Annotated in this window: 13 protein-coding genes; 6 read left to right on the forward strand and 7 right to left on the reverse strand. The window is 62.0% G+C overall.

Features of this window, described 5'->3' with window-relative positions; genetic code table 11:
* Positions 1 to 41: 41 nt before the first annotated feature.
* The 4 genes from IB285_RS08075 to IB285_RS08090 form a co-directional block, all read right to left on the reverse strand.
* Entirely contained in the window at positions 42 to 1,352 is a 1,311-nt protein-coding gene (locus tag IB285_RS08075; protein ID WP_190789037.1) for a sensor histidine kinase, read from the reverse strand.
* Between the two features lie 124 nt (positions 1,353 to 1,476).
* Positions 1,477 to 2,154 (reverse strand): response regulator transcription factor, encoded by a 678-nt coding sequence (locus IB285_RS08080; RefSeq protein ID WP_190787694.1) that lies wholly within the window; start codon positions 2,152 to 2,154, stop codon positions 1,477 to 1,479.
* A 126-nt stretch (positions 2,155 to 2,280) separates the two neighbouring features.
* Entirely contained in the window at positions 2,281 to 2,601 is a 321-nt protein-coding gene (locus IB285_RS08085) for a PepSY domain-containing protein (RefSeq protein WP_190787695.1), read from the reverse strand.
* Positions 2,602 to 2,663: 62 nt separating this feature from the next.
* Positions 2,664 to 3,416: an SIMPL domain-containing protein gene (locus tag IB285_RS08090; protein WP_190787696.1), complete on the reverse strand. Its 753-nt coding sequence runs from the start codon at positions 3,414 to 3,416 to the stop codon at positions 2,664 to 2,666.
* A 113-nt stretch (positions 3,417 to 3,529) separates the two neighbouring features.
* Here IB285_RS08090 and IB285_RS08095 point away from each other — a divergent pair, with 113 nt between their 5' ends.
* The 4 genes from IB285_RS08095 (at position 3,530) to IB285_RS08110 (ending at position 8,037) form a co-directional block, all read left to right on the forward strand.
* A complete protein-coding gene (locus IB285_RS08095) occupies positions 3,530 to 5,086 on the forward strand; it encodes an amidohydrolase family protein (protein ID WP_190787697.1) in 1,557 nt (518 codons plus the stop codon).
* Between the two features lie 48 nt (positions 5,087 to 5,134).
* On the forward strand, positions 5,135 to 6,946 hold the full coding sequence (locus IB285_RS08100) for an ABC-F family ATP-binding cassette domain-containing protein (RefSeq protein WP_190787698.1): 1,812 nt from the start codon (positions 5,135 to 5,137) through the stop codon (positions 6,944 to 6,946).
* A 5-nt stretch (positions 6,947 to 6,951) separates the two neighbouring features.
* Positions 6,952 to 7,527 carry a uracil-DNA glycosylase family protein gene (locus IB285_RS08105; RefSeq protein ID WP_234033640.1) on the forward strand — a complete coding sequence of 192 codons (576 nt, stop codon included), beginning with the start codon at positions 6,952 to 6,954 and terminating at the stop codon, positions 7,525 to 7,527.
* Between the two features lie 144 nt (positions 7,528 to 7,671).
* Complete coding sequence (locus IB285_RS08110) at positions 7,672 to 8,037, forward strand: SnoaL-like domain-containing protein (protein WP_190787699.1); 366 nt, start codon at positions 7,672 to 7,674, stop codon at positions 8,035 to 8,037.
* Positions 8,038 to 8,069: 32 nt separating this feature from the next.
* Here the strand turns inward: IB285_RS08110 and IB285_RS08115 are convergent, their stop codons facing one another.
* Complete coding sequence (locus IB285_RS08115) at positions 8,070 to 8,543, reverse strand: DUF6456 domain-containing protein (RefSeq protein WP_190787700.1); 474 nt, start codon at positions 8,541 to 8,543, stop codon at positions 8,070 to 8,072.
* A 108-nt stretch (positions 8,544 to 8,651) separates the two neighbouring features.
* Between IB285_RS08115 and IB285_RS08120 the strand changes: the two genes are divergently transcribed.
* Entirely contained in the window at positions 8,652 to 9,233 is a 582-nt protein-coding gene (locus tag IB285_RS08120; RefSeq protein ID WP_190787701.1) for a helix-turn-helix domain-containing protein, read from the forward strand.
* A 96-nt stretch (positions 9,234 to 9,329) separates the two neighbouring features.
* On the forward strand, positions 9,330 to 10,511 hold the full coding sequence (locus IB285_RS15135) for a glycosyltransferase (protein ID WP_190787702.1): 1,182 nt from the start codon (positions 9,330 to 9,332) through the stop codon (positions 10,509 to 10,511).
* A gap of 38 nt (positions 10,512 to 10,549) precedes the next feature.
* On the opposite strand, the gene secF is transcribed toward IB285_RS15135, so the two are convergent.
* Positions 10,550 to 11,527, reverse strand: coding sequence for a protein translocase subunit SecF (secF, locus tag IB285_RS08130; protein ID WP_190787703.1), 978 nt, complete (start codon positions 11,525 to 11,527; stop codon positions 10,550 to 10,552).
* Positions 11,528 to 11,541: 14 nt separating this feature from the next.
* Entirely contained in the window at positions 11,542 to 13,140 is a 1,599-nt protein-coding gene (gene secD / locus IB285_RS08135; protein WP_190787704.1) for a protein translocase subunit SecD, read from the reverse strand.
* Positions 13,141 to 13,150 lie beyond the last annotated feature (10 nt).

The raw sequence follows: 13,150 nt of genomic DNA on the forward strand, positions 1-13,150 counted from the left end.
AACGACGCGGTGGCAAATTCCCTTCGCACCGCGATAAAAATTTATGCGCGCGGCAAGCGCAGTTCGACCAGCAGCCCGCCGAGGTCTTCGCTCTCGTCAAGCTTGACCCCGCCGCCGTAGATTTCCGCCACATCGCGAACGATGGCAAGGCCCAAACCGGTGCCGGGCTTGCCCGTATCGAGCCGCGCACCGCGATCGAAAATGCGGGTGCGCTCGCTCGCGGGAATGCCGACGCCGTCATCCTCGATCCAGATCAGGCAATCCTCGCTTTCGGGATCGACATCGACCGTTACGAACACGCTTCCGCCGCCATATTTCGCTGCGTTCTCAATCACATTGCCGAGGATTTCGTCGAGGTCCTGCCGCTCGATAGCGACCATGCTGTCGCGGCTCCCGGCAATGTCCAGCCGGCCCTCGGGATAAAGCCTCTCGACCGCGCGCCGCACCGCTTCCGCACTCGCCCGCACATCTGTTCGCGCATGGCCGACCGCGCGCCGCCCGACCGCCCGCGCTCTGGCGAGATGGTGATCGACGTGCCGCTGCATCGTGCGTGTTTCGCGAAAAACGGCTTCATTGAGATCGGGCGAGCGCGCGGTTGCCGCATTGGTGAGGACCGTCAGCGGCGTCTTGAGAGCGTGCGCGAGGTTGCCTGCATGGGTGCGCGCTTCTTCGGCCTGCTTCTCGGAATGTTCGAGAAGACCGTTCAGCTCCTCCACCAGCGGCTGGACCTCGGTCGGCAGCGGCTCGGTAATGCGGTTTTCGCCGGTCGTTCGCAGTTTTGAGATCGCCGCACGGACACGCCGGAGCGGTTGCAGGCCGTAGCGAATCTGGAGCAGGGCCATCACCATCAGACCAAGACCGAGCACCGCGAAACTCCACACGAGGATCAGGCGGACCTGCTGGATCTGGTAATCCATCTCCTCGGTTGCGCTGGCCACAGCGAAGGTCCAGCGGGTTTCGCTGCCGGGTAGGATGATCGTGCGCTCGGCAATCCGCACCGGTTCGCCTTCGAATTGGTCCGAATCGTAAAAATGCGCCTGATTATCGAAGTGATCGCCGCTTACCTGCAGCGTGCGGTCCCATAGACTGCGCGACGGCCAGGGGTCGGATTCGCCGCCGCTGATCTGCCAGTAGAGTCCGCTATTCGGTTCGAGAAAGCGCTGATCGCCGAGGCTTCGGTAGAAATAGACGTCACCGAAAGAGTCGATCTCAGCAGAGGCGATCATGGCTGTCAGGATATATTCGAGCTGCTCGTCGAAATTCTGCCGGACCTGATTGGTCAATGTCCGATCGAGCGCCAGCCCGCCTCCGACCAGCAGGACCGTAATCCATACCGCTGCGATAAGGCCCATGCGCCGGGCAAGGCTGCCGCGCCGCGAAGGCGCAAGCGGCGAGCCTGTTGCTATCGCTTCATCTTCGCCAGCCGAGCGCCCTGCTGCCTCGCTCGGCGGCGAAGCAGATCCGGACCCCTCGCCCTTATGCTCGGGGCGCGTCTGCGGGGTCGTCGAGGCTGTAACCGAGGCCACGGATCGTAGTGATTACCTCTGCGCCAAGTTTCTTACGGATACGGGTGACAAAAACCTCGATCGTGTTCGAATCGCGATCGAAATCCTGATCGTAGATATGTTCGATCAATTCGGTGCGGCTGACGACCTTGCCCTTGTGATGCATCAGGTAGCTGAGCAGCTTGTATTCCTGCGCCGTCAGCTTGACCGGCTCACCGTCGAGCGTGACCCGCCCGGACCGCGTGTCCAGCCGGACATTGCCCGCCGTCAGTTCGGAAGAGGTGTTGCCCGAAGCGCGGCGGATGAGCGCGCGCAGGCGGGCGATCAGCTCTTCGGTCTGGAATGGCTTGGCCAGATAATCGTCGGCGCCCGCATCGAGCCCTGCAACCTTGTCCGACCAGCTATCGCGCGCGGTCAGGACCAGTACCGGGAAATCGCGGCCTTCCTTGCGCCACATGCCCAGCACCGAAAGCCCATCGATCTCCGGCAGGCCAAGGTCGAGAACGCAGGCATCGTATTCCTCGGTGCTACCAAGGAAGTGGCCGTCCTCACCATCGGTCGACAGATCGACGGCATATCCGTTCTGTTCGAGTGTCGATTTTAGCTGCTGGCCGAGCGTGGGTTCGTCTTCGACAATCAGAATGCGCATATTCCACCAGATAAATTCATAAAAACCGCTGGGTTCGTGCGCTTTTGCAAGGGGCGCGTCAAGCGATGAGCAGGCGGATCACCGGCTGCTGTCCACCAATGGATGGTTGCTGGCATGGTTTCCAATTCAGCGCGAACGATTGATTATCCGGCCGCTGCGCGCATCGACATCGACATAGGTGACGCGGCCGTCCTTGATGAACTTCAACCGGTACGCCCGCGCAGTCGCATCATAGGCAGGGCCGAGATACTCGCTGCCCTTCATTTGCGGCAGCACGCGCTTTTCGATCTGGCGCAGCGAAAGCTGGTTGCCCGCGCGCATTTCCTTGCGCGCTTCGCCTTGATCGGAGCGCGACTGCTCCTGGAAAGCGCGTTCAGCCGCGCTCGCCGGGATTGACCCGGCAGAAACAAGCGCGGCAGCAGCAAAAAGGGCCCAAGTCGTTTTCATCGTGCCTTCATGCCTAGGGATTTTGCGTTGAACAAGCTGTGAATGACAGCGTTGCTGCCAGTTCAGCCGTCTTCTTCCTCACCTTCGTCATCGTCGACCATCTCGTACTTGATGGTGATGCTTACTCCGGTGCTGATCTGACCAGGCTGCACGGGAGCGGCGGTCAACGCAATGGAATTCTCGGCCACGTCGCGCGATACCATTTGCGGCATCGGTCCGCGGCCTTGCAGGCTCTCGCTGATTGAGAGCATACGAACGCCGTCATACCCAGCCATGTCGGCATAGGCGGCAGCGCGCTCCGCCGCGCGTTCGACCGCCCGTTTGCGTGCTTCGGTTTTGGCCGCTTCGTCGTCTTCGATCGAGAAATTCGGCCCGCTGAGGTCGGTCGCGCCCGCCTCGACAAGCGCGTCGAGAACTTCGCCGGTCTCTTCGATTTCGCGCAATTTCACGCTGACCCGGTTGGCGACCTGATATCCGCGAAATACCTGCCGTTGATTAGTGCGATCGTAATCGTAGCGGGCGTTCAGGTTGATGCCGGTCGTCTGGATATCCTTTTCATCTACGCCGAGCGATTTGATGCGATCGATGACGGCCTGCATTCGCACCGCGTTCTGGCGCATCGCTTCGACCGCTGTGGGCGCATCGGTCGTGACCCCTGCACCTATCGTCACGATGTCCGGCTCAGTCGTCACACTTTCGAACACCGAAAGCTCGATCACCGGCCCATCGGCCTCGATCTCCACAGTTGCAGCGTTAAGGGGCGCATAGGAAACCGCCGCAAGTGACATCGCGGCAGGAATAAGCAGCTTTTTCATCGAATTGTCCTCCTTGATCCAATCAATGATCGCGGCTCCCTTTCGATCCTCTGAATGCGGATATGTGCAAACGAGCAGAGCAGCGCTATGCAATGCGCAAAGAGGGGAAACACATGTTCAAACAGCTATTGGCCGCGGCAGCTCTGACCTTCGCTGCACCGGCGCTCGCCCAGCCTCAGATGGAGCGCGTGCCCGACCGCCCGGCAGGCGAAGGCGAAGGGCCCTTCTCCACCTTGCTGATCCGCGGAGCGACCATGATCGATGGCACCGGCGCCCCACCGGAAGGGCCGGTCGATATCGTGGTGCGGGACAATCGCATCGCCAGGATCATCCGCGGTGGCGGAGCCGAAATTGCAGCAGACCGCGTGATCGAAGCGAGCGGCATGTTCGTGCTTCCCGGCTTCATCGACACGCACGGCCACAATGGCGATCCAGCCAAGGCACCGCAGCCCTCCTATGGTTTCAAGCTATGGCTGGCGCACGGCGTCACCAGCGTTCGCGGGGTCGGCTTCGGTTCCGGTCCCAACGATCCCTCGATCGATCAGAAGCAGCGTAGCGCAGCCAACACCATCACGGCGCCCCGCCTCTTCCCCTACACCGTGCCCGGCGCAGTGGGGCCGTTCGGTACGATCGACAGCCCGGAAGAAGGCCGCGAGTGGGTGCGCTGGATCAAATCCAATGGCTATGACGGGATCAAGTTCTTCAACAATGAACCGCCCCATATCCTCGGCCCAATCCTCGATGAAGCCGAACAGCAGGGGCTCGGCACGGTCGCCCATCTGGGCCAGCGGGGCGTCGCGGAGGTCAACGCGCGCAGAGCCGTCGAACTGGGGCTCGATGGCGTCACCCATTTCTACGGCCATTTCGAAAGCCTGCTCGATGGCAGCCGCCTGCCGAATTATCCGGCGGACTACAATTACCTCGATGAGCAATCACGCTTCGCATGGGTCGCGCGTCTCGCGGATCAGGTGGGCGAGCCGGGAAGCGAGGGCTGGGACGAATATATCGACCTGCTCATCGAAAACGACGTTACGCTGAGCCCGACCTTCAACATCTATTCGGCGAGCCGCGATGTCATGAGGGCCCGCAATCTCGACTGGCATGACAAATACACGCTGCCATCGCTGATGCAGTTCTACGCGCCGAGCCTGACCAATCACGGCAGCTATTACCACGATTGGACCAGCGAAGACGAAACCGCGTGGCGCGGATTCTATCGCAAGTGGTTCGACCTGACTCGCGAATTCAAGGACCGCGGCGGGCGCGTCACGGCCGGGTCCGATCCGGGCTACATTTACCAGACCTGGGGCTTTGCCTACATCGCCGAGCTTGAGATGCTGCGCGAGGCCGGCCTCACCCCGCTCGAAGTCATTCAGGCGGCGACGATCAACGGCGCGCGCGAGATCTACGATCCGAAGGGCCAGGAGCCGCCGATCGGCTCGATAAAGGTCGGTAAGCTTGCGGACCTCATCATCGTGCCTGAAAATCCGCTCGCTAATCTCAAGGTGCTTTACGGCACCGGCCACACGCGCCTCAACCGCGATACCAACCAGCTGGAAACGGTCGGCGGGGTTCGCTGGACGATCAAGGACGGAATCGTCTTCGATGCACCAGCGCTGCTTGAAGACGTGGCCGCCATGGTCGAAGCACAAAAGGCTGCCCAGCCGTGACATAGCGGCCTTGCCGAAGGTCCGCGCAGCGCCTAATTCGCGCGGCCTATGGCGCAACCTCCCATCCTCAGTCTCGAAGGGCTCGGCCTGCAACAGGGCGGCAGGTGGCTGTTCGGCGGGCCCGACACCGATCCCATCGATCTGCACGTCTTGCCGGGTGATCGGCTCGCGCTGATCGGCCGCAACGGCGCCGGGAAGACAACTCTGCTCAGACTGATCGACGACCGGATCGAAATGGACCGCGGCACCCGCCGCGTGAAGCCGGGCACGCGCATAGTGTTTCTCGAGCAAGAGGCCGATTTCAGCGGCTTCGACACGCTGATGGACTTTGCGTTGGGGGGCGAACATCCCCCGGCTGAATACGAGGTCGAAGCCATTGCCGGGCAGCTCGGCATCGATATGTCCACCGAAGCAGCGAGCGCCAGCGGTGGTGAGCGCCGCCGCGCTGCGATTGCCCGCGCTTTGGCGCAAGAGCCGGATTTGCTGCTGCTCGACGAACCGACCAACCATCTGGACCTCAGCGCGATTGATTGGCTCGAAGACTGGCTGACCCGCTACAAGGGCGCATTCATCACGATCAGCCACGACCGGACGTTCCTCAAACGCCTCACCCGCGCAACCTTGTGGCTCGACCGCGGAACACTTCGCCGCAAGGAAGTCGGCTTTGGTGGGTATGAGGCCTGGGAGGAGCAGGTCTATGCCGAGGAAGCGCGGGCGGCTGAAAAGCTCGATGCGAAGCTCAAGATCGAGGCGCACTGGCTCGAACGCGGAGTAACGGCGAGGCGCAAACGCAACCAAGGTCGGCTCGAGAAACTGTACCAGATGCGCGCCACGCGCGCTGCGATGATTTCGGACAGCGGCACTGCGAAGCTCAAGCTTGCCAGCGACGAAGACTTCAAATCGAAGTCTGTGATTGTGGCAGAGAACATCACCAAGAGCTTCGATGACCGCACCATCATCAAGCCGTTCTCGCTCCGCATCCATAACGGCGACCGGATCGGCATCGTCGGCGCGAACGGCGCTGGCAAGACGACACTGCTCAAGATGCTAACCGGCGAGCTTGCACCCGACAGCGGCACCGTAACCCGTGCGGCCACGCTTTCGGGCGTGATGATCGACCAACAGCGCCGCCTGCTCGAAACGAATGCCAGCGTCCGCGATATCCTGGCCGAGGGCGGCGACTGGATCGATGTGCGCGGCAATCGCAAGCATGTGCAGGCCTATCTCAAGGACTTCCTGTTCGATCCCAAGATCGTCGACACCAAGGTGGGCATCCTTTCGGGCGGTGAACGCTCGCGCCTCCTGCTCGCCCGGGAGTTCGCGCGCACTGCCAATCTCCTGGTTCTCGACGAGCCGACCAACGATCTCGACCTTGAAACGCTCGACCTTCTGCAGGAAGTGATCGCCGATTTCGACGGCACCGTCCTTATCGTGAGCCATGACCGCGACTTCCTCGATCGCACGGTTACCCTGACGCTGGGGCTCGACGGCTCGGGTACTGTCGATGTGGTCGCTGGCGGGTACGAGGACTGGGAGGCGAAACGCAGCCGGCGCGTTGTCGGCAAATCCAAGCCAAGCTCCGCGCCTTCACCAACGCCGGCGCCCTCTCCCGCCCCAGCTCGTTCCAAGCCGGACAAGCTTTCTTACAAGGACCAGCGCGATTACGAGGTCCTGCCCGCGCGGATCGAGGAGCTGGAAACCGCGATTGCCAAAGGCGAAGCGATCCTTGCCGATCCCGACCTGTTCCAGGCGGACCCGCAGCGCTTTGCCACGATCTCGAAGGGCCTGGAGAACGCCCGCGCCGAGAAGGACGCCGCCGAAGAGCGCTGGCTCACCATCGCCGAACAGGTCGAGGGGTGACCCAGCTGCCCGCCGCCGATCTCAAGCGCGAGATCGCGGCCTGCACGCTTTGCGCCGAGCACCTGCCGCTCGGCCCGCGCCCGGTGGTCCAGTTCTCGCCGCGCTCCCGCATCCTCATCATCGGTCAGGCTCCCGGCACCAAGGTCCACGCGAGCGGTGTGCCATGGGACGATGACAGCGGACACCGGCTGCGTGGGTGGCTGGGGCTCGACAAGGACGCCTTCTACGATCCCGACCTTGTCGCGATCATGCCGATGGGGTTCTGCTATCCGGGCAAGGCCAAGGGCGGCGATGCCCCGCCTCGCAAGGAATGCGCGCCGCAATGGCACGGCGCCATCAAGGAGCACTTGCCAGCCGACCGGCTGACGCTGCTTGTCGGCTCCTACGCGCAGGCACATTACCTGCCCGAGACCCGCCGGCTGTCGCTGACCGAACGCGTCCGCCGGGGCAGCGAGTTCGCGCCCTTCCTGCCCCTTCCCCACCCCTCATGGCGGGTGCGCATGTGGATGGCGAGGAACCCCTGGTTCGAGGCCGAGATGCTGCCGCGATTGCGACGGGCGGTAGCGGCTCGCCTTCCCTGACGCGGCGTCCCGGCGGGGAGACATGGACCGCATGTTACACGGTCCTGACTGGAAAATTCCCTTTGCCTGCGAGCGCTGTCCCCGCTTAGCCGCGATCTCGTCATTTTCGCGCGATATGATCCCCCGATTGAAGAGGAGAAACCCGTGACAACCGATGAACTCGCAGCCGATTTCATAAAGCTGATGATCGAAGAGGACGCCGAGGGATATCAGGCCTATTGGGCCGACGACATCGTGAGCCTCGAACCGATGCCCGACAGCCCGATGGCGCGCGTGGAAGGGCGCGAGGCGCTCAAGCAAAAGCACGAATGGTGGGAGGCCAATGCGGAAGTCCATTCGAGCGATATGCAAGGCCCTTACGTTTTCGGAGACCAGTTCGCTGTTCGTTATTCCATGGATGTGACCATGGACGGAGAGCGATCGCAGATGACGGAAGTTGGCGTTTACACGGTCAAGGATGACAAGATCGCCGAGGAACGCTTTTTCTACGGCACCGGCGATTACACCTGAATGCGGCACGGTTGACTGCGGCAGGCCGGCGGTCACCCGATCCGGTAGAAATCGGCCACGCGTTCCAGCGCGAGCTTCAGCACCAGTTTGCCGCTTCGTGCAGGCCAACCGAGCGTCTTTTCCGCTTCGGGCAGTCCTTCGCCTGCACAGACCACGCGCCACAGCACATCCTCCAGGCCTTTGCCTGCCTCGGCCAGCGCCGCATCGAAGCGCTCCTTCGCTGCGATCTGCCGCTCGGTTGCGGTAAGCCCCTGCTCGCCGATTGTCTTCGCCCGCACCGGATCCCACCGCATCGTGACATTCGGCGATAGCTGCGCCCGCTCGTAATCGCGCCGCAAGGCTTCGCCCGCTTCGAAAAGCCGTGTTTCTAGATGCCCGCGTGAATGCAGCCAGGCAATGGGGCTCTCTCCGACATTGACCGTCACCGTGCGGCGCTTGCCCCGCGCTCCGCCCGCCCTTCTGGGCCCTTCGCTCGTCAACTCTGTTTCCACCAATTTGCGGGGCATAATGCTTTCTCCTTCACCGAAACGGTGAAAAGACCTTGCATTGATCACGACGATGTAGGAAGGCTCCAATATTACCAAATGGGTTCATTATGCGATGAGGGGTAGCCAATGATCAACCGCATTCGAGACATCCGCAAGGCCAAGGGCCTCACGCTCGCCGAACTCGCCGAGGCATGCGATCCCCCTACCACCGCGCAAACGATCGGTCGGCTCGAAACGGGAATGCGCAATCTTTCCATCAAGTGGATGGACCGCATCGGTGCGGCTCTGGGAGTGGACCCGGAAACGCTCGTTCGCTCGGATGACAACCCTCTGCCGCAGGTTGTCGCACGGCTTGGCGCTGTGGGTGCGGAAGCGCTCGAAACGCCCGCAGAGGCCGTTTTGCCGTCCGACCTTGCCGCCCAATCATCGGAGCGTCCCCTGACCGTTCTGAGCGTGACGGAGAGCATCGGTGAATACCGCCCCGGGGATTTGCTCTGGCTGCGCCAATTGGCTCCGGATGAAGCGAGCGAAGCGATTAATCGCGATTGTCTGGTCCCGCGCCCTGGTGGACGCTTCGCCTTCGGCCGGTTGATCGACAGGCGCGGAACACTGGTCGGGTTGCTTCCCCCGGGCGCGGGTCAGAAACAGCAGGTCGTGGACAATCCCCCGTGGATCGCGGTAGCAGTGATGCTGGTCCGCCCATTGTAGGATTGTGCAGGAAATTCGGCACGTTAACCGTTTTTGTTGAAAGCATCTTACAAGCTCGAGGCGGAAGCTCGCGCGTTATTGCGATAGGAAGCTTGGGTGAAGCACGTCCTTGTCATCAGCACCAGTTACCCGAGCGCGGCTGACCCGCTTTCGGGGGCGGTCATAGCGCGCTCCATGGCCGCGCTCGTCCGGCGCGAGGGGTGGCGCGTGACAGTGATCAGCCCTTTTGGAACAGCTCCAGTGATGGATGCGAATGGAAGCCAGGCTGAGCCTCCCGAAGTTTCGCTTGAAGATGGTGTCGAGGTGCATCGTCCCAGGTTTACCCAAGTCCCCGGCACCTCAGCAGATTCCGATACGAAAGCGATTACCGAGGCGGCGCTGCCCGTGGCCCGGCGGATCGATTCCGCCCACCCTGTCGATCTCATCGAGGCACAGAGTTTCTTCCCTGACGGCCCTGTCGCCGCGAGGCTGGCAAAGGCCCTGAGTAAACCGCTTTCCATGAAGGCGCGTGGGCGTGACATCACGTATTGGGGCGGGAAAGATTTCGCTCTCGCGGAGATGCAACGGGCAGCCGAGCAGGCTGAAGGACTGCTGTCGGTAAGCAAAGCGCTACTGCAGGATATGGACGAGCTTGGGCTGCCCGTGGACAAGGCGAGCGCGCACTACACCGGCCTCGATCGCGATCGGTTCCGCCCGCTCGATCACACGCAATTGCGCAGCCAGCTGTCGCAGGTGCTCAAATTCCCTCTCCCAGACAATGCGCCGCTGCTGGTCAGTGTAGGCAGCCTGATCGAGCACAAGGGTCAGCATCTCGCCATCGCCGCCCTCCCCGAAATACCGCGGGCAAGGTTGATCCTCGCAGGCAAGGGTGAGGACGAAGCGAAGCTGCGGCGACTTGCCGAGGATTTGGGCGTAGCAGAACGTGTCCTGTTCGCCGGATCACTCGACCATGACGTGTTGCCACTGATCCTATCTGCGGCAGACGTTATGGTGCTGCCCACGGCGAGCGAAGGCCTAGCCAATGCATGGGTAGAAGCGCTCGCTTGCGGAACGCCTATCGTCACGAGCGATGTTGGCGGCGCGCGCGAGATCATCACGAGCGACAAGGCTGGCCGCCTGTTGCCGGAACCTACCCCGCAAGCCATCGCTGCATCGGTAAACGCCGTGTTGAACTATCCGCCAAACCCCATGGACGTGGCGGCGCAGGCCGAGCGGTTCAGTTGGGACGCGCATGCTGCCGAGCTGGCGGCGCATTACGATGGTCTGCTTTCGGGTTAAACTGCTTTGGCTCTGCGCGCACGGCCCCGGCAAGACGCCTAGACCTGACCGCGCGCCTTCTTTTCCTGCAGGTCCGCTTCGGTTTCCTTCGGCACGAAGCTGTCGGAAGTCACGCCCAGCCAGATCAGCATCGGCGCCGCGAGATAGACGCTCGAATAGGTACCGATAAACAGGCCCGCGGTGATCGCGAGGACGAGGCCGAAGAGGCTTGCCGGGCCGAACAGCAGCAGCGGCAGCAGCGCAACCAGCAGCGTCAGCGATGTCATCACGGTCCGCGCGAGCGTCTCGTTCACCGACAGGTCGAGCAGTTCGGGCAGCGGCATCTTGCGATACTTCTTCAGGTTTTCGCGGATGCGGTCGTAAACGACGATCGTATCGTTGAGCGAATAGCCGATGATCGCGAGGATCGCGGCGATGATCTGGAGCGAGAATTCGAGCTGGAAGATCGCGAAAATGCCCAGCGTCACGGAGACGTCGTGGAACAGCGCGAACAGCGCACCTGCGCCAAACTGCCATTCGAAACGAATCCAGATGTACATCGCGACGCCCAGCATCGCGAGCGCGAGTGCCAGCACGGCGTCCTGCCGGAATTCGCCAGCAACCTTGCCCGAGACGGTCTCGTTACCGTCAGTGCGGACGCCCGGATATTCCTCGTTGATCATCGAAATGACCTGGTTGCCGATCTCGGTCGCCGCGCCGGGGGTCTCCTCGACCTCTTCGGGCAGCGGTACGCGGATCGAGACGATGTTCGGCGCACCGAATTCCTGCACGACCGGCGTGCCGTATCCCAGCCCTCCGACCAACTGCCGAAGCTCGCCTACAGGCGCTTCTTCGCGCTGCTCGAACGTCAGGCGCACTTCCTGGCCGCCGGCGAAATCGACGCCGTAATTGAGGCCCTGCGTCAGCACTGCGGCCCAGCTTCCCACGATCAGCACGATGCTGAGGATGAAGAACGGGATACGCAGTTTCAGGAATTTGATGTTGGTGTCGGCGGGGACGAGTTTGAGCAGTTTCATGGTTTGGTCCCTCCTCAAACGTTGATGTCGCTAGGACGCTTGGCCCGGAGCCAACCGGAAACCCACATGCGGGTCAGCGTCAGTGCGGTGAAAACGGATGTGAACAGGCCGATGATGAGAACCACGGCAAAGCCGCGCACTGGCCCCGATCCGAACAGGAACAGCAGCACACCGGCGATGAAGTTCGTGATATTGGCATCGTAAATCGCGCGGCTGGCTTCCTTGTAGCCGTTCTCGACCGCGGCGATGACGCGCCGACCGCGCTTGCGCTCTTCGCGAATGCGTTCATTGATGAGCACGTTCGCGTCGACCGCCGCGCCGATGGTCAGCACGAAGCCGGCAATGCCGGGCAAGGTCAGCGTGGTATTGAGGCCCGCCATAATGCCGAGCAGAATCAACACGTTGAAGAACAGCGCGATGGTCGCGTAGATGCCGAACCGACCATAGGTCGCGATCATCAGCGCGATCACGGCAAGGCTGCCGATGAGCATGGCGATGAGACCGCGCTGGATCGAATCCTGACCAAGCTCTGCGCTAACCGTACGCTCCTCGATCACTGTAAGCGGCACCGGAAGAGCGCCCGAGCGCAGCGAGATCGCAAGATTGTTCGCACTCTCGGCGGTGAAGCTGCCCGATATCTGCGCCGAACCACCGAGGATCGGCTCGCGGAAAACGGGAGTCGACAGAACCTCGCCATCGAGGATGATCGCGAACTGCTTGCCGACATTCTGCGTTGAAAGCTGCGCGAATTTCTGGCCGCCCTGCTGGTCGAACTGGATGTTGACCACGTCCTCATTGGTCTCGGGATCGATACCGGACTGCGCGCCAGTCAGGCTGTCGCCGCGAATGCCGCCAAGCCGTTTGACTGCAACCGATTGCCCTTCGAAGTCGCTACCAACGGCATAGGGGAAAATCTGGCTTCCCGGAGGCGCTATGCCGGCCTGAATATTGGTGATGAGCGCGTTTTCGTCGACCAGCTTGAATTCAAGCTGCGCGGTCTGTCCGAGCAATTCCTTGAGCGCTTCCGGATCTTCGAGACCGGGCACCTGGACCACGATGCGGGTGTCACCCTGACGGATAATGGTAGGCTCACGCGTGCCGAGTTCGTCGATCCGGCGGCGGACCACCTCGGTCGCGCTTTCCATCGCGTCGTTTACTGCATTCTCGGTACCGCCCTGTGTCGGGGTCAGCACCATGCGCTGCGTATCGACCACCGACAGGTCCCATTCGCGCACCAGGTTCTGGCCCTGCATCATCGGTTCGAGGATGCCGCGTGCCCGGTCGATATCCGCCGCGCTGTCGAGCATGAAGGAAAGCTCGCCATTCGCGGTTGAAACATCGCCGATGCGGATGCGCGGTTCGGCGTTGCGCATCGCCGCGCGAACGGCCTCTTCCATATTCTCTAGCCGCTGAGCTGCGACCTCTTCCGATTCCGCCTCGAGCAGGAGGTGAGAACCGCCCGCAAGGTCCAGTCCCAGATTGACGGTGGGCGATGGCAAACCCTCGGGCCATTCACCGCCCGTGGCATTATACAGCGAAGGGATCGCCGCAGCGACGGCCACCAGGGTCAACACCCAAAGCCATATCTTCTTCCAGAGGGGGAAATCGAGCATTAGCGCTGTG

This window comes from Erythrobacter rubeus (assembly GCF_014705715.1).
In the GTDB taxonomy this organism is placed as follows: domain Bacteria; phylum Pseudomonadota; class Alphaproteobacteria; order Sphingomonadales; family Sphingomonadaceae; genus Erythrobacter; species Erythrobacter rubeus.